The 16469-nt window shown below is 39.1% G+C and carries 17 protein-coding genes; all 17 read left to right on the forward strand.

Annotated elements, in window-relative coordinates; translation table 11 throughout:
- Nucleotides 1-15: 15 nt before the first annotated feature.
- The 17 genes from spoIIIAD (at nt 16) to spoIVB (ending at nt 16216) form a co-directional block, all read left to right on the forward strand.
- The gene (spoIIIAD, locus tag M028_RS0102875; RefSeq protein WP_197031366.1) at nt 16-405 is read left to right on the forward strand and encodes a stage III sporulation protein AD; all 390 of its coding nucleotides are present in this window, start codon (nt 16-18) and stop codon (nt 403-405) included.
- A 38-nt stretch (nt 406-443) separates the two neighbouring features.
- The gene (gene spoIIIAE / locus M028_RS0102880; RefSeq protein ID WP_026572558.1) at nt 444-1643 is read left to right on the forward strand and encodes a stage III sporulation protein AE; all 1200 of its coding nucleotides are present in this window, start codon (nt 444-446) and stop codon (nt 1641-1643) included.
- A gap of 12 nt (nt 1644-1655) precedes the next feature.
- Entirely contained in the window at nt 1656-2285 is a 630-nt protein-coding gene (gene spoIIIAF, locus M028_RS0102885; RefSeq protein ID WP_026572559.1) for a stage III sporulation protein AF, read from the forward strand.
- Nucleotides 2278-2928: a stage III sporulation protein AG gene (gene spoIIIAG, locus M028_RS0102890; RefSeq protein WP_026572560.1), complete on the forward strand. Its 651-nt coding sequence runs from the start codon at nt 2278-2280 to the stop codon at nt 2926-2928. Before spoIIIAF ends, spoIIIAG begins: the two co-directional genes overlap by 8 nt.
- A gap of 15 nt (nt 2929-2943) precedes the next feature.
- On the forward strand, nt 2944-3519 hold the full coding sequence (locus M028_RS0102895; RefSeq protein WP_026572561.1) for a SpoIIIAH-like family protein: 576 nt from the start codon (nt 2944-2946) through the stop codon (nt 3517-3519).
- Nucleotides 3520-3790: 271 nt separating this feature from the next.
- The gene (gene accB / locus M028_RS0102900) at nt 3791-4303 is read left to right on the forward strand and encodes an acetyl-CoA carboxylase biotin carboxyl carrier protein (protein WP_026572562.1); all 513 of its coding nucleotides are present in this window, start codon (nt 3791-3793) and stop codon (nt 4301-4303) included.
- 15 nt (nt 4304-4318) lie between these two features.
- Nucleotides 4319-5674, forward strand: a complete 1356-nt coding sequence (accC, locus tag M028_RS0102905) for an acetyl-CoA carboxylase biotin carboxylase subunit (RefSeq protein WP_026572563.1) — start codon at nt 4319-4321, stop codon at nt 5672-5674.
- A 20-nt stretch (nt 5675-5694) separates the two neighbouring features.
- Nucleotides 5695-6102, forward strand: a complete 408-nt coding sequence (locus M028_RS0102910; protein ID WP_026572564.1) for an Asp23/Gls24 family envelope stress response protein — start codon at nt 5695-5697, stop codon at nt 6100-6102.
- 429 nt (nt 6103-6531) lie between these two features.
- Nucleotides 6532-6930 carry a transcription antitermination factor NusB gene (nusB, locus tag M028_RS0102915; protein ID WP_026572565.1) on the forward strand — a complete coding sequence of 133 codons (399 nt, stop codon included), beginning with the start codon at nt 6532-6534 and terminating at the stop codon, nt 6928-6930.
- A gap of 160 nt (nt 6931-7090) precedes the next feature.
- On the forward strand, nt 7091-8449 hold the full coding sequence (xseA, locus tag M028_RS0102920; protein WP_026572566.1) for an exodeoxyribonuclease VII large subunit: 1359 nt from the start codon (nt 7091-7093) through the stop codon (nt 8447-8449).
- Nucleotides 8439-8672 (forward strand): exodeoxyribonuclease VII small subunit, encoded by a 234-nt coding sequence (locus tag M028_RS0102925; RefSeq protein WP_026572567.1) that lies wholly within the window; start codon nt 8439-8441, stop codon nt 8670-8672. Before xseA ends, M028_RS0102925 begins: the two co-directional genes overlap by 11 nt.
- A gap of 3 nt (nt 8673-8675) precedes the next feature.
- A complete protein-coding gene (locus M028_RS0102930; protein WP_035423622.1) occupies nt 8676-9569 on the forward strand; it encodes a polyprenyl synthetase family protein in 894 nt (297 codons plus the stop codon).
- Nucleotides 9570-9780: 211 nt separating this feature from the next.
- Nucleotides 9781-11673, forward strand: coding sequence for a 1-deoxy-D-xylulose-5-phosphate synthase (gene dxs / locus M028_RS0102935; protein ID WP_026572569.1), 1893 nt, complete (start codon nt 9781-9783; stop codon nt 11671-11673).
- Nucleotides 11674-11676: 3 nt separating this feature from the next.
- Nucleotides 11677-12516, forward strand: coding sequence for a TlyA family RNA methyltransferase (locus tag M028_RS0102940; protein ID WP_026572570.1), 840 nt, complete (start codon nt 11677-11679; stop codon nt 12514-12516).
- Nucleotides 12517-12648: 132 nt separating this feature from the next.
- Nucleotides 12649-13098, forward strand: a complete 450-nt coding sequence (gene ahrC / locus M028_RS0102945) for a transcriptional regulator AhrC/ArgR (RefSeq protein ID WP_026572571.1) — start codon at nt 12649-12651, stop codon at nt 13096-13098.
- Nucleotides 13099-13113: 15 nt separating this feature from the next.
- The gene (gene recN, locus M028_RS0102950) at nt 13114-14802 is read left to right on the forward strand and encodes a DNA repair protein RecN (protein WP_026572572.1); all 1689 of its coding nucleotides are present in this window, start codon (nt 13114-13116) and stop codon (nt 14800-14802) included.
- 124 nt (nt 14803-14926) lie between these two features.
- A complete protein-coding gene (gene spoIVB, locus M028_RS0102955; protein WP_026572573.1) occupies nt 14927-16216 on the forward strand; it encodes a SpoIVB peptidase in 1290 nt (429 codons plus the stop codon).
- The last annotated feature ends 253 nt before the right edge of the window (nt 16217-16469 follow it).

Consider the following 16469-nt stretch of genomic DNA (forward strand, 5'->3'; position numbering starts at 1 on the left):
AAGGGGGGCTCTGCCATTGAAATCGTAAAAATAGTCGGGTTAGCTCTAGTGGCAACCTTTCTTGCCTTAATCATTAAAGAGCAGAAACCCAATTTTGCCTTTCTCTTAATCGTATTTGTCGGCTGTACCATTTTCCTATTTTTAATTGATAAGATTTATGAAATTATTCATATGCTTGAAAAGCTTGCCGTGAATGCAAATGTAAATTTGGTCTATGTGGAAACGATTCTTAAAATTATTGGAATTGCCTACATTGCTGAATTTGCTTCTCAAATTACAAAGGATGCCGGCCAAGGAGCAATCGCTTCAAAAATTGAATTAGCAGGAAAAATTTTGATCCTTGCTATGGCCATCCCAATTCTAACTGTCATGATCGAAACCATTATAAAACTAATACCCAGCTAAAGACGCCAATTTTTTTTAAAACAGAGGTGAAATTCTAAATGAAGCAATGGTGGCAGATTATTCCGATTATCATTCTCTTAGTCTTTTTTTTAAACGTTCCAATTGCCCAAGCCTCACAGGATACAAATCAAACTTCTACGCCTCTATCACCTCAAGAATTGGTAGATTCCCAGCTGAAAACAATGGATTTAACAGAGCTCAAGCAATTCTGGGAAGATATCCAAACCAAATATGACGGATTTCTACCAGAAAGCCAGAAAGGCAGCCTATATGATTTTATCAAAGGAGAGAAAAAATTTTCTTTCAAGCAATGGGGACAAGGGGTTATAAAGTTTGCATTTCATGAATTTGTTGCCAACGGAAAGCTCCTCGGATCAATCATCATGCTTACCGTTTTCAGTATGTTTCTACAGTCCATGCAGAATGCTTTTGAAAAGAGTGCCATCAGTAAAGTAGCTTATGCGATTGTTTATATGGTCCTGGTGATTCTTGCTTTAAATAGTTTTCATGTTGTGATCAACTATACAAATGAAGCGATTGGGACGATGATTTCATTTGTACTGGCACTGATTCCACTTCTATTAGCTCTAATTGCCGCTACAGGCGGGATTGTTTCAGCAGCATTTTTTCATCCAGTGATCCTTTTTTTAATGAATACAAGTGGCTTGTTTATGCAATATGTGATTCTTCCGCTTCTTTTCTTAGCGACATTGCTAAGTATTGTAAGCACCATGTCGGATCAATATAAGGTCACTCAGCTTGCGCAGCTACTTCGAAATTGGAGTATTGGATTAATGGGTCTTTTTTTAACGGTTTTTCTTGGAGTTATATCCGTACAAGGGGCATCGGCAGCAGTTACTGATGGTGTCGCAATACGAACAGCAAAGTTTATAACCGGGAACTTTATCCCTGTCATTGGCCGAATTTTTACTGATGCGTCTGACACAATCATTAGTGCTTCAACTCTGCTAAAAAATACGGTCGGAATAGCCGGTGTGGCAATCCTGTTAATTATCGTCGCATTCCCGGCTCTAAAAATACTAATGATCGCGTTTATTTATAAATTTGCAGCTGCTATTTTACAGCCCTTAGGCGGCGGTCCAATAATCAGTTGTCTTGATATTATAAGCAAAAGTGTTATCTATGTTTTTGCTGCATTGGGTATTGTTTCATTAATGTTTTTTTTAAGTATAACGGTAATTGTGGCTGCAGGAAATCTGACCATGATGATGCGATAGGGGGGAAGCGATATGGAGTTTATAAAAGAGTGGGTAACAAATATTATTCTATTTGTTCTCCTGGCAACTGTAATCGATATGCTTCTTCCCAATTCTAGTATGCAAAAGTATGTAAAGATGGTAATGGGATTATTGTTAATCGCTATTATCCTTACCCCCATTTTTAAATTAATCTCCAAGGACTTTGAAACAACGCTTGTGTCGATCCCATCAAATCAAACCCCTGGAGAAAAAAATATAAAAAATTTAATAGATTCAAAGAAAAAAGAAATACAAGACTCCCAACATGCATATATTTTAGAACAGATGCGTGTCCAATTAAAAAAGGACGTTAAGGAGGAGTTGATGGAAAACTACGGTTTAGCAATTGCAGACATAGACATTGCAACGAACGAAGAAAGTAACCAAGCCTTCCCTGAAAACATCCAAAAGATAACGGTTCTTCTGAAGCATCCAGAAACATCGGTACAGACAGTCGAAGCGATCAAACAAGTGGACATTAACACAGAAACACCTCTTTCATCCAATGTTTCAGCAGAAGATACAGCAAAGGTTGCTGCCTTTCTTTCTCAAAAATGGGATGTTGCAGAGAAATCACTAGAAGTTTCGATTGAAGGGGGGATTAAGAACAAAAATGGATAAAAACCAAGGCCCATTATCATGGTTAAAGAATTTACTTAAAAAAGGCGGAAGCACTGATAAAAAAGCCGGAAAATATCAATATATGCTTCTTGTTCTCTGTATCGGGGCTGCCTTCATGCTTGTTGGGAATGTCCTATTTAAAACGGACTCAGCTGCACCGGATGTTCCAGCTATGAAAAGTGATAACCAGCCAGCGAGTGATGTACCCGCCTTTGGATTGGGGAAATCAACTGGAAATAAAACCATCCATGAATATGAACAAGCATATGAGGATCAGTTGAAGAAGGCATTAGAAAATATGCTAGGGGTCAAAGATGTCACTGTCGTTGTAAATATTGATTCCACGGATCAGCGAGTGCTTGAAAAGAATAGGGTAACAAAATCGCAAACAACAGAAGAAACCGATCGTGAAGGTGGACAACGAAAGGTTCAGGAATCTTCTACAGATGAACAGCTTGTTATCATCCGAGACGGCGAAAAAGAAACTCCAATTGTGACAGAAACAAAAAAGCCTGAAATTCGTGGTGTCCTTGTTGTTGCCCGCGGTGCAGAAAATATTCAAGTGAAAAAATGGATTATTGAAGCAGTAACAAGAGCGCTTGGTGTTCCAAGCCACCGAGTTGCTGTCATGCCAAAAAAATAAGAGGGGGATTTATTCATGCTTTTGAAAAAACAAACGGTTTGGTTATTAACGATGTTAAGTTTGGTGGTTGTATTATCGGTGTATTATATTACTTCACCGGAGCAAAAAAATAGTAATGAGCTTGCAGCTGTACAACAAAAAGCAAAAGATCAAATGAATCAAAAAGAAATGAATTCAAAATCAACAGCAAAAACAAATGCTAAAGATGATAAGACCATTATCTCCCAGATTGCTGGTGATGATGAATTTGAAGCACTTCGTTTAAAATTGCAAGATGAACGCAGTCAATTACAAGAAGATTTAACAGCTCAAATGGCGAGTACAGATCTTCCTGCCGATAAAAGAAGTGAAGCAATGGATCAAATGAAAGAATTAAATAAAACAGCTCAAAAAGAAGAAATTCTGGAAACATTAATTAAAACGATGGGATATGAGGATGCTCTGGTAAGAGCCGAAGGAAACCAAGTTCGCGTGACAGTAAAATCAAAGAAACAACCATCAGCAACTGCAGCAAACGATATCATCCAACAGGTTAAAAAGGAAATTGGCGATACCAATTACGTTGCCGTCGAATTCCAGCCAACGAAATAAGAAACAACCCCAAAGAAGGAAAGTACAAAGCTTTCCTTCTTTTTGGTCTATGGAGTGTCCACCTGGTGCGGACACTTTTGCCGGAAAGTCCACGGGCGGTGCCTGTCACCCACTTTCCCACCCTTTTTTTACTTTTAGTTAAATAAAGATTAAAATAAATTTGAAGGTTATTGAAGAAGGAGAAAAAATATAGATTGTTGAACTTTTATAAGATAGTATCGTATAGTATTAGTAGCTAGTCTTAATATAGTGGTACAAGGAGTGTTACTCAATGTTAAAGGTACAAGAAATTCGTGAGTTAATTAAATTAGTTGATCAATCTAGTATTGATGAATTTGTTTATGAAAATGAAGGGTCAAAAATTAAAATGAAGAAAAGTGTGACTTCTGTCGTCACTACGGTTCAACCAGTCGTACATACTGAAGTTCCATCAGCTCAAGCAGTTCAAGCTGCGCCTGTTCAACCGGCAGCACCAGTTACACCAGTGCAAGAAATCAAACAAGAACCGGTAACAGAAGCTTCTGTTCAAGCGGATACTTCCAACCTTCACAAAATTACTTCTCCAATGGTAGGGACTTTCTATGCCTCCCCATCACCAGATGCTGATGTCTATGTTAAAGCTGGTTCAAAGGTTTCTAAGGATTCCATTGTTTGTATCGTCGAGGCGATGAAATTATTCAATGAAATTGAAGCAGAAGTAAACGGAGAAATTGTCGAAGTTCTTGCGAAAGATGGACAATTAGTGGAATATGGACAGCCATTATTTTTAGTAAAGCCTGAATAAGGAGCGGTAACAGAAATGATAAAAAAGCTGTTAATTGCAAACAGAGGAGAAATTGCAGTTAGAATTATTCGCGCCTGCAGGGAAATGGGGATTGAAACAGTCGCCGTATTTTCCGAAGCAGACCGTGAAGCACTGCATGTTCAATTAGCAGATGAGGCCTATTGTATTGGACCAACCTCATCAAAAGATAGTTATTTAAACTTTACAAATATTATAAGTGTAGCAAAATTAACTGCCTGTGATGCGATTCACCCTGGTTATGGTTTTCTTGCTGAAAATGCAGCTTTTGCTGAGCTTTGCCGTGATTGCAACATCACTTTTGTCGGGCCAAGCCCTGAAGCCATCACAAAAATGGGAACAAAGGATATCGCCAGAGAAACTATGCGGGAAGCAGGCGTTCCAATTGTTCCTGGCTCCACCGGAATCATCGAGAATATTGAACAGGCGCTTGAACTTGTAGAAAAGATAAATTATCCGGTCATCATTAAAGCAACAGCCGGGGGCGGTGGAAAAGGGATTCGTATCGCCAAGAACGAACAAGAATTAATTAAGGGAATTAATATCACCCAGCAGGAAGCCCTAACAGCATTTGGTAACCCTGGTGTATATATTGAAAAATATATTGAAGATTTCCGCCATGTTGAAATACAAGTGCTTGCAGATAATTATGGCAATACCATTCATTTGGGTGAAAGGGATTGTTCGATCCAACGGAGACTGCAGAAATTGCTTGAAGAAACCCCTTCACCTGCTTTGGACGGGGAAATTCGTGAAGAAATGGGTAATGCCGCAGTAAAAGCCGCGAAAGCAGTTGATTATTCGGGTGCAGGCACGGTAGAATTTATATATGACTACCGCAATCGAAAATTTTATTTTATGGAAATGAATACAAGAATACAGGTAGAGCATCCTGTAACTGAATTGGTCACTGGAACAGATCTCATTAAAGAACAAATACGAGTAGCTTCCGGAGAAAAATTATCTTTGAAACAACAGGATGTTACCTTCACGGGTTGGGCAATTGAATGCCGAATTAATGCAGAAAATCCAGAGAAGAACTTTATGCCATCTCCAGGAAAAATCCATATGTATTTACCTCCTGGCGGCCTAGGGGTTCGGGTCGATTCTGCTGCATATCCGGGTTATTCAATTCCGCCTTACTACGATTCCATGATTGCGAAAGTCATCACATATGGAAACACCAGGGAAGAGGCAATTGCAAGAATGAAACGGGCCTTAAGCGAATTTATTGTTGAAGGAATCCATACGACAATTCCGTTTCATTTAAAACTTCTTGAACATGAAAAATTTGTAGAAGGCCAGTTCAATACGAAGTTTTTAGAATTGCACGATGTGATGAAGTCAGTCTAAAATCTGGAGGTGTTCTAAAAATGAGTGAGTTTAGTATCTTGGAGATGGAACAAGGAAACAACGGACTTGGTAAAGTGGAAATTGCACCGGAAGTGATTGAAGTAATTGCAGGGATTGCTGCTTCAGAGGTAGAAGGCGTAGCCTCCATGAGAGGAAACTTTGCCGCAGGTGTAGTAGAACGGTTAGGGAAAAAGAATCATGGAAAAGGTGTTAAGGTCGAATTAACCGAATCGGGAATCAAAGTAGATGTCTATTGTGTGATGAAATTTGGGGTGTCCATTCCAGCAGTTGCACAAAAGATTCAAGATAATATCCGACAAGCCTTGTTAAATATGACCGCCTTAGATGCGGAAGAAATCAACATTCACGTTGTTGGTATCCAATTTGAAAATCAAAAAAGCGAACCAGAAATCGAACAAGAACTATAATACCCAAAACCAAAGGAGAAATCCTTTGGTTTTTTAATTTAAGGTTGAGTAAAGGGGCAAATGCTGATTTTTGAACAACGTTGATTGGAGCGGAAGGTGCTAGACTCCTCGAAAATGCTAACGCATTTTCTTCGTGCGTGGGCGGATTCGAGGATGTAATTCAATGTCCTGCGGGAGCAGCGGGACAGGTGAGACCCCACAGGCGCTAAAGCGCCGAGGAGGCTCACCGCCCGCCCCGCGGAAAGCGAGCATCCTGGAGCGGAAATCAACAACTAAGTTCAACAGAACTTAATTTTAAAAAATTTTGCTCGTACAGTGCGAATCATTTTTAGTTATGCTATTATATTTTTTATGTGATTGACAAACTAAAATAATGGAACATGATTGAACAGACTTTTATCAATGTCTCTAAAAGGAGTTAACGGTATAATGAAAAGAAGAACAGCTAGGGAAAAGGCACTACAAGCCCTTTTCCAAATCGATGTAAGCAATGTGGACCCGGAATCGGCAATCGAACATGTTTTGGATGGCGAAACGAATGACGACTATTTAAACAGCCTTGTTTTAGGAGTTGTCGAACAAAAAAATACGATTGATCAATTGATTAAAGAAAACTTAGAAAAATGGACACTAGACCGAGTGGCTGTTGTGGACCGAAACCTGCTCAGAATCGCAGTATACGAATTAAACTTTGCACGAAGTGAAGTTCCAGAAAATGTAATTTTAGATGAGGCGATTGAAATCTCAAAAATTTACGGTGATGAACAATCAAGCCGTTTTATCAATGGCGTTCTTTCAAAAGTGAAAGAAAAGCTTCCGAAGGAATAAGTTTACAAAACAAGGTAAATAAAAGAATATACCCAGTGGTCCTTATCTTTCATGTATATTTTTCTTCATTTCCCGTAGATTGCGGACAAAATGGAGAACTATATATATAATGGGTAAGGACAGTTTTATGGTTATGTTAAAAACTCTAAAGGAGTTAGCTATGCAGGAGCAAAGGTACTTATCAGTTAATGCCTTAACCAAATACATAAAAAGAAAATTTGATGCCGATCCCCATTTACAGGATGTTCATGTTCGCGGTGAAATTTCGAATTTTAAGCAGCATTCAAGCGGACACATGTACCTTACTCTAAAAGATGAAAAAGCACGCATTCTAGCTGTTATGTTTTCCAGCCATTCAAGGACGATGAAATTTTCACCTGAAAACGGGATGAAGGTTATTGTCAAAGGGGACATATCTGTCTATGAACCAAGCGGACAATATCAAATTTATATAAAGGAAATGCGGCCTGACGGAATTGGAGAACTATTTTTAGCCTATGAACAGCTGAAGAAGAGGCTTGAATCCGAAGGATTATTTGCACTAGATAAAAAAAGGCCGATTCCAGCCTATCCAAAAACGGTTGGGGTCATTACTTCCCAGACAGGAGCGGCCATTAGGGATATTATTACCACCATAAAAAGGCGTTATCCCATAGTCAAAATCCTTGTTTTTCCGGCGCTTGTACAAGGTGAAAACGCTGCACCCTCAATTGCTGGAGCGATTGAAAAAGCAAATAAACTCGAAGCGATTGATGTACTCATTGTTGGCCGTGGCGGAGGTTCGATTGAGGAGCTATGGGCCTTTAATGAAGAATTGGTTGCCAGGGCGATTTATACCTCGTCTATACCGGTTATCTCTGCTGTAGGACATGAAACGGATTTTACCATTGCAGATTTTGTGGCTGACCTCCGCGCACCTACACCAACGGCTGCTGCGGAACTCGCTGTCCCTCATATTGAGGAGCTTATGGAAAGGGTCCTGCAGCGTCAAACACGGCTTTTAAGAGCAATGAATGAAAAATTCCGGACAGAAAAGCAACGTTTTTCGCGTGTGCAAAAATCCTACGCTTTTCGTTACCCACTTCGACTGTATGAACAAAAGCTGGAGCAGGTGGATAAATTAACGGAATCGCTTGAACGCGGTCTTACCCGACTGTCAGCATTAAAATCAGGACAATACGAAACGGTTTATAAGAGACTGCAGCTAAAGTCTCCGAAAGTATTAGTACTGGAAGCGGAAAAGCAATTTAATCGGACACAAAAAGAAATCAATCGAGCAATGATGCAAATTTTAATGAAAAAACAAACAGAATTTGATCGAATGATTTCAACATTAAAAGCTTTAAGTCCTTTAAAAATAATGGAACGGGGTTACAGTCTTGTTTATACAGAAGACAACAGACTGGTTAAGAGTGTTCATCAGGTACATAAGGATGAATCTGTTGAAATCCAATTAGCGGATGGAAGCTTAGTATGTAAGGTTGAGGATAAGAAGGAGAGTGAAAAAAGTGGTGAATGAAAAACAATTATCCTTTGAAGAAGCAATGAATAAATTAGAGCAAATTGTGGATAGGCTTGAAGAAGGAGATGTTCCATTAGAAGAGGCTATTCTTATTTATAAAGAGGGAATGGAACTTTCTAAGCTATGTCACGATAAATTAAAAAATGTCGAAGAACAATTAACACAAATCATCACGGAGGATGGGCGAACGGAAAGTTTTTCAATTAAAGAGGAGGAATAGATTGTGGGAAATCGGTTACTTGATGAATTTGCATATGAATATAAACATCTGCTTGAAGCGGAACTCCGCAAATTAGTTGACCGGCTTGAAGCACCTCCTATCATAAAAAAGGCAATGCACTATTCCCTCGAGGCTGGTGGAAAGAGGATTCGTCCGCTATTATTATTTGCAACTCTCGCTGCATTTGGCATTGACCCGAAAAAAGGGCTACTAGCTGCTGCTGCTGTTGAAATGGTTCATACCTATTCCTTAATCCATGATGATCTGCCAAGTATGGATGATGATGATTATAGGCGTGGTAAGCTGACCAATCATAAGGTTTTTGGTGAGGCTACTGCGATTTTGGCAGGGGATGCCCTTTTAACCTATAGCTTTGAAGTGTTGGGAATGATCCCAAATGAAGCGGCCAGTTCGGATACAAACTTAAAATTGATAGTGGAGTTTGCGAAAGCAGCCGGAGCGGAAGGCATGGTAGGCGGGCAAGTCGCCGATATGGAAGGGGAAAATAAAGAACTTTCTATTGAAGAACTGGAGTATATACATATTCATAAAACAGGTAAGCTTTTAGGCTTCAGTGTTCATGCTGGTGCATTACTTGCACAAGCAGATGAGGATCAATTAGAGAATTTGAGAGCTTTTGCGCATCATCTTGGATTGGCGTTTCAAATACAGGACGATATTTTGGACTTAGAAGGTAATCCGGAATTACTAGGAAAACCTGTCGGAAGTGATACGTCCAACCATAAAAGCACATATCCGCAATTATTGACAATGGATGGGGCTAAGAAGGCATTGCATCATCAAATTGACGAGTCAAAGCGTTACTTGGAACGAACAGGCTTGAATACATCCCTTCTTATTGAAATAACCGATTTAGTGGCCTCTAGAGACCATTAAAAAGCAAGGGTGCTACAGCAGCACCGTGAGTCGTTATAGGTATTTGAGGCATTCTTTTCGTTATGATATAATGTGTTTTAATGAAGAAAACGTTGACAATGCCGTTATCACTTGTGTGTTAGCGGCTATTTTTAAATAGATGGAAATTTCAAGTGAAAACAAACCTTACTAAATGTTTAGATAGAAAAAGGATGAAAGTGAGTGGTCCCAAATGGATCTGTTATCAATTAAAGACCCTTCCTTTTTAAAAAGGATGTCAAATAAAGAATTGGAGGTTTTGAGTCAAGAAATTCGCCAATTCTTGATTGAAAAGCTGTCTGTTACGGGAGGCCATATTGGACCGAATTTAGGTGTAGTTGAATTAACCATTGCATTACACAAATGCTTCGATAGTCCTAAAGATAAACTTATTTGGGATGTCGGACATCAGTCCTATGTTCATAAAATTTTAACCGGCAGGGCATGTGATTTCGATACATTAAGACAATTTAAAGGATTATGTGGATTCCCTAAGCGTGTGGAAAGTGAACATGATGTTTGGGAAACAGGGCATAGTTCAACATCACTCTCTGCTGCTATGGGTATGGCGATTGCTCGCGATTTAAAAAAGGAGAAATCGTTTGTAGTACCGGTGATTGGGGACGGCGCATTAACAGGCGGTATGGCCTTAGAGGCGTTAAACCATATTGGTCACGAAAAGAAAGATATGATTGTGATTTTGAATGATAATGAAATGTCCATTGCACCGAATGTCGGTGCGCTTCACAATATTCTTGGACAATTGCGCACAGCTGGAAAATATCAATGGGCTAAGGACGAACTTGAGGGGTTATTGAAAAAGATTCCTGCTGTTGGCGGTGTTCTTGCGGCAACTGCCGAAAGAATTAAAGACAGCTTAAAATATTTGCTTGTATCCGGCGTGTTTTTTGAAGAACTCGGCTTTACTTATCTGGGCCCAGTCGATGGTCATAGCTTTGAAGATTTATTTGAAAATTTTAGTTATGCTAAAAAAACAGAAGGCCCGGTCCTTCTCCATGTGATTACGAAAAAAGGGAAAGGGTATACCCCAGCAGAACGAGACACAAAAGGGACTTGGCATGGAACCGGCCCTTATAAAATGGACACTGGAGCATTTGTCAAACCGGACAAAGCACCTCCGGCATGGAGTAGTTTGGTCAGTGAAACGGTGCGTAAGCTTGCACGGGAAGATAAAAGAATTGTGGCAATTACCCCGGCGATGCCAGTTGGGTCCAAACTGGAAGGCTTTGCAAATGAATTCCCGGACCGGATGTATGATGTGGGAATCGCCGAGCAGCATGCCGCAACAGTTGCTGCAGGCCTGGCAACACAAAATATGAAGCCTTTTTTAGCAATCTATTCTACCTTTTTACAGCGTGCTTATGATCAGGTGGTTCATGATATTTGTCGTCAAAACTTAAATGTTTTTATTGGAATTGACCGCGCTGGTCTTGTTGGTGCAGATGGCGAGACACATCAAGGTGTCTTCGATATTGCCTTTTTAAGGCATGTTCCGAACATTGTTTTGATGATGCCAAAGGATGAAAATGAAGGCCAGCACATGGTTTATACAGCACTTCAATATGATAATGGCCCAATCGCCATGAGGTTCCCGCGTGGAAATGGGCTGGGCGTACCGATGGATGAACAATTTAAAATTATCCCGATTGGAACGTGGGAGGTACTAAAGGAAGGCGATGATGCGGCGATATTAACCTTTGGTACAACAATTCCTATGGCAATGGAGGCAGCGGATCTACTCGAAAAACAAGGTATTTCAGCTAAAGTAGTCAATGCAAGATTTATAAAACCCCTTGATGAAAAAATGCTGACAAATTTATTAGATAAAAATATACCGCTGTTGACAATAGAAGAAGCAGTACTTCAAGGTGGTTTTGGCAGTGCGGTCCTTGAATTCGCTCATGACCATGGTTATTACAGCCAAGTAATTGACAGGATTGGAATTCCGGATCAATTTATTGAACATGGAGATGTCGGTTCCCTGCTTGAGGAAATCGGCATGACTACTAAGGAAGTCGTTAAAAGATTAACCATTCTTGCACGAAAAAAACAACAAAGGGCTTAAATCATGAAAAATAAAGAACGAATAGATGTCTTACTGGTCGAAAGAGGACTTATTGAAACACGGGAAAAAGCAAAAAGAGCTGTTATGGCTGGTCTTGTTTATACAAATGAAGAACGCTTAGATAAACCTGGGGAAAAAGTAAAAACAGATATACCTCTTACGGTTAAGGGAAACCTTATTCCTTATGTAAGCCGCGGAGGCTTAAAACTTGAAAAGGCCCTAAAAGTATTTGATGTTTCGGTTGTGGATAAGATTTTATTGGATATTGGTGCATCTACAGGTGGATTTACTGATTGTGCCCTGCAAAACGGAGCAAAAATGTCCTATGCACTGGATGTTGGTTATAACCAGTTAGCATGGAAACTCCGGCAGGATGACCGTGTGGTCGTAATGGAGAGAACAAATTTCCGCTATGTGACTCCGGCTGATTTAATAGAAGGAATGCCAAATTTTGCAACCATTGATGTATCATTTATTTCGTTGACCTTGATTTTGCCGGTGCTTAAAACTCTTTTAGTACCTCAAAGTGATATCGTTGCACTTGTTAAACCGCAATTTGAGGCAGGACGGGAGCAGGTTGGCAAAAAGGGAATTGTTCGCGATGAAAAGGTCCATTTGCAGGTTGTAACCAAAATCATCAATTTTTCACTTGAGCAAGGGTATCAGGTTAAAAATTTATCTTTTTCACCTATTACCGGAGGAGACGGGAATATTGAATTCCTTCTACATCTTTCCTGGTGGGGAGAGGAAAACAAAGAAAATACCCCCTTGCCTGTGGACCCTTCAGAGGTTGTTAAACTTGCACATCAGGAATTCCATACAAAGCAAACGGGTGAAGGATAGGCAATATACGCTTATCCTTCTGTTTTTGGGAAAATAAATGACAACTCTTACAAAATCGGCTAACATAAGGGTAGAAGCGACATTTTTGAACATAATATTTAAATGGTTTTTACTGTTTATGGGGTGAAAAATATGAATAAAGGCCAGCGCCATATTAAAATTAGGGAAATTATTGCCAATAATGACATTGAAACACAGGATGATTTAGTGGATGAACTAAGAAATTCTGGAGTCAATGTGACACAGGCTACTGTTTCCCGTGATATAAAAGAATTGCATTTGGTGAAAGTCCCTTTGTTGGATGGCCGTTACAAATACAGCCTTCCTGCTGATCAACGATTTAATCCGCTTCAAAAACTAAAAAGATCCTTAATGGATGCTTTTATTCGAATTGATTCAGCAGGACATTTATTGGTGATGAAGTGTTTACCTGGTAATGCCATGGCAATTGGGGCGCTTTTAGACAATCTTGATTGGGATGAGGTATTGGGAACCATCTGTGGTGATGATACCATTTTAATCATTTGCCGAACACCTGAACAAACAGAAATCATTACAAACAGGTTTCTTGATATGCTTTAATTGGGGGAATGTTCCTTGTTATCAGAACTATCGATAAAAAACTTTGCCATTATCGAAGCCTCTTCCATTTCGTTTGAAAAAGGCTTGACGGTTTTAACTGGTGAGACAGGAGCAGGAAAATCCATCATCATTGATGCGATACATTTATTGGTTGGCGGGAGAGGTTCTGCAGAATTCGTACGGCATGGTGAAGAAAAGGCTGAGATTGAAGGACTTTTTCAATTAGATCATGACGGTCATCCATGCTATCTAAAGGCAATGGAATTTGGAATTGATATTGAAGAAGGGATGGTCGTTTTACGAAGGGATATCTCTCGTTCCGGAAAAAGCGTTTGCAGAATAAATGGAAAGCTTGTGACCATTTCTACTTTAAGAGAAATCGGTTCGACATTGATTGATATCCATGGACAGCATGAGCACCAAGAATTAATGGATGAAACCAAGCATTTATCATTGCTTGATCAATTCGGTTCCGAGGAAATCATTTCCTCCCTCCGTGAGTACCAGGAAGTATTCCATCGCTATGAACACACATTACATAAGCTAAAGGCGTTAAGTGAGAATGAGCAGCAGGCAGCACACCGTCTGGATTTAATTCAATTTCAATTGAACGAAATTCAAAATGCCAATTTAAAGCTTAATGAAGATGATGAGTTATTTGAGGAAAAACGGAAGCTTGGAAACTTTGAACGGGTTTTCGAAGCGATACAATCCAGTTATTCAGCCTTAAGTGGTGAACAAAAGGGCTTGGACTGGATTAGTATGGTAATGGGGCATCTGGAGGATGCAGCAGGGTTAGACACAGAATACAAAGATTTATTTGAGGCGGTTTCAAACAGCTTCTATCAGCTTGAGGATGCTGCTCATGCATTAAGAAATGAAATGGATGAATTGGAATACGATCCACAAAGATTAAATGAAATCGAAGACCGATTAAATGAAATAAACCAGTTGAAACGAAAGTATGGCAAGACAATCCAGGAAATTTTAGAATATGCAGCGAAAATTGAAGAAGAAATTGAAACATTACAAAATAAAGAAACACATATTAACAAATTAGAAAAAGAATTAGCCTCTATTCAAAAGGATTTAGTTCTTGAAGCAAAGCAATTAACTGAGCTTCGTAAAAAGTATGCGGAAAAGCTGACAAAGCTTATACATAAGGAACTAAAGGATTTATATATGGCGAAAACGATTTTTGAAATTCGCTTTGAGAAGGATATAAAGCATTTTGCGAAAAATGGTGTCGACCATATCGAATTCTATCTATCAACAAATCCCGGGGAACCGCTTAAACCATTATCGAAAATTGCTTCCGGGGGAGAACTTTCACGAATTATGCTTGCCTTAAAGAGTATCTTTTCAAAACATCAAGGTGTCACTTCGATTATATTTGATGAAGTGGATACAGGAGTTAGCGGCAGGATTGCACAGGCAATAGCTGAAAAAATTTATAAAGTCGCACATTCATCGCAGGTTTTATGTATCTCTCATCTACCGCAAGTTGCTGCTATGGCTGACACCCATTTGTTTATTTCGAAGGTTACGAAGGGTGGCAGGACCAAGACATCCGTGACACCGCTTAAAGCCGAAGAAAAAATAAAAGAAATCGGCAGGATGATTTCCGGAGTCGAAATCACCGACCTTACAAAGAAACATGCTGAGGAATTATTGTTAATGGCTGCAAAAAATAAGAAAAATTGAAAAGCTTCCCAATAGGGGGAGCTTTTTTATATTGAAGGAAGGTTATAAATGCTTGCCAACGAGGCAAAATTATAGATGTAGCCATTTCGAAGTTGTGGACAAGAAGCGAGGAGAGTGAAAAAATTTGAATTTAGATATAATTAGAAAAATCATTGGTGGAATTCTCCTTGTTTCATTAATCAGTTTTATTTTCAATCAACCGCTTAAACAATACCTCGAAATACCAAAGACAATCACTGTCTTTGAAGGGCAAGATTATAATTTTCAAAAGGCTGCTCCGGTGTCAGCCGCTTTAGTTTCACACAACTCAAGTATCGCACTTGCACAGGACAAACATTCAGTTTCTTTAAAGGCAAAGGAAAAAGGCAGTAATGAAATGCTTTTAGAGTTTGCAGGAATCCCCATTAAAAAGGTCGATGTAAAGGTTTTAAAAGATTTTCGAGTAATTCCAGGTGGTCAATCAATTGGCGTGAAACTAAATACTGTAGGTGTCTTAGTGGTCGGGCATCATTTAGTGAATACGTTAAATGGAAAAAAATCTCCTGGTGAAATGGCTGGTATTAAAGTTGGAGACATTATTACAAAAATTAATGGAACTAAAATTGAAAAAATGGCAGATGTTGCACCATTTGTACAGGATGCAGGAGAAAACGGTAAAGCTTTAAACTTGGTGGTTAGCCGTGAAAGCGGTAAATTTACGACAAAACTTACTCCCTTAAAGGACAAAGGGGAAAACACGTACAAACTGGGATTATATATTAGGGACTCGGCAGCAGGAATCGGAACGATGACCTTTGTTCATCCAGATTCCAAAAAATATGGTGCATTAGGACATGTGATTTCAGATATGGATACGAAAAAACCAATCGTCGTGGAAGACGGACAAATTGTCCGATCAACCGTTACGTCGATTGAAAAAGGTAGTAATGGAGACCCTGGTGAAAAACTTGCACGTTTTTCTTCAGACCATGAAATTGTTGGGAATATACAAAAGAATAGCCCATTTGGAATTTTTGGGAAATTAAATAAATCGTTGAAAAATGGTATAATGGATAAGCCATTGCCGATTGCTTTATCGAATCAAGTAAAAGAAGGCCCTGCGAAAATTTTGACTGTTGTTAACAATGATCAGGTAGAAGAATTTGATATTGAAATTGTGAACACAATTCCGCAAAAGTTTCCAGCTACAAAAGGCATGGTCATAAAAGTAACGGATCCAAAGCTTCTGGAAAAAACAGGCGGCATTGTTCAAGGGATGAGTGGAAGTCCAATCATCCAGAATGGGAAGCTTGTCGGTGCTGTAACCCATGTTTTTGTAAATGATCCTACCTCTGGATACGGAGTGCATATAGAATGGATGCTGGATGAAGCAGGAATTAATATATATGATACACCGAAAGAAAAAGCAAGCTAAAAAGCGAAAGTAACTTGGCGTTAAGTTGATAATAAAAACAAATAGGCGGTATCGCCTATTTGTTTTTTGCGGATTTAAAGATTATTCGACAAAAAAGCGAAATTCGTCGAAAATAAGAGAAAAGTTAAGAAAAACTGAGATTTTATCACTATTTTAAGAAATATTAAAAAAATGAAAGGAATTTTAGTTGCATTGTCGAATTTCTAATTTACAATAGAAAATAGAGACTACAGATGGAACCTACCAATTGGAT

Source organism: Bacillus sp. UNC438CL73TsuS30, from assembly GCF_000482325.1.
Taxonomy (GTDB): domain Bacteria; phylum Bacillota; class Bacilli; order Bacillales; family Cytobacillaceae; genus Neobacillus.